Genomic DNA, 947 nt, shown 5'->3' on the forward strand with positions numbered 1-947 from the left:
GTCCTGACCGCAGTGATGAGCCATTCGTGGCGGGATTTGAGCGGAAAGAACGGTGTGCGGTCAGTTGGCATACCACAAGGAAACAGCATTTCTCTATTTCTGGCGAACGCTGCGGCACATTCTCTTGACCGGGACTTGGGGAAATTAAGCGGGTCATTCGCGCGTTTTGCGGATGACAGCGTCGTAATCAATCTGAGCTATGAAGATGCGCTGAGAACCTCAGAAGCATATGCGCGTTTCTCCGAGCGCAGTGGGGTGAATATTAATAAGGTTAAGTCGACCGGCATTCGGATTTTTTCAGCGGTTGCCTGTGAAATGGCTCACATACCCAGCTTCAACTTTTTGAGCTACAAATTCACTCCAGAGGGTCTAAAAATAAGCGACAAAAGTGTCGCAAACATCAAACGACGATGCACCAAGATCATTTACAACAATCTGCTGCTACATCTGAGGCGTACTGGGAAGCTTGCTAGCGGTCGTCGAGGCAGGTGGTTTGTAGATTGGGATCTGGTTACATGCGTCAACGAACTACGTCGCTACATCTACGGGGCAAAGAAGCAATCAGCGCTCGATGCGTTTCTCATCGGCGGTGGCAAAATAGGAAGGTCGACGGGCGCGGTAGGTTACTTTGGTCTTCTCGAAGATGCGGAGGCTTTCAGGGAACTGGATGGTTGGTTGTTGCATGTACTTCAAGCAATGTACGCACGCCGCCTTACTCTATTGCCTAAGAAAGGAAAGTCGCTCAGCGAAGCGGAGCTTTTATCGGGCAGTTGGTACAAATTTGCAAAAGTCCCGATGGAGACGTCGCTGCCAAGCTTCCACACTGCTTGGCGTGCCGCTCGGAAGAATTTTGCGAAACATGGTCTGGGAGGAGTAGATCCTACTGGGGAAGGATACGGATACGAATGAGTGACGAGTTGGAATACTACCGAGGCTTAGCCACGACC

Annotated in this window: 1 protein-coding gene; it reads left to right on the forward strand. The window is 50.7% G+C overall.

Annotated features, from left to right (window positions below):
- The coding region (locus AB4Z23_RS27240) for a reverse transcriptase domain-containing protein (RefSeq protein WP_441361151.1) at positions 1 to 909 on the forward strand (909 nt) is incomplete at its 5' end.
- Between the last annotated feature and the right edge of the window lie 38 nt (positions 910 to 947).

Source organism: Agrobacterium sp. MCAB5 (assembly GCF_052114365.1).
GTDB lineage: Bacteria > Pseudomonadota > Alphaproteobacteria > Rhizobiales > Rhizobiaceae > Agrobacterium > Agrobacterium tumefaciens.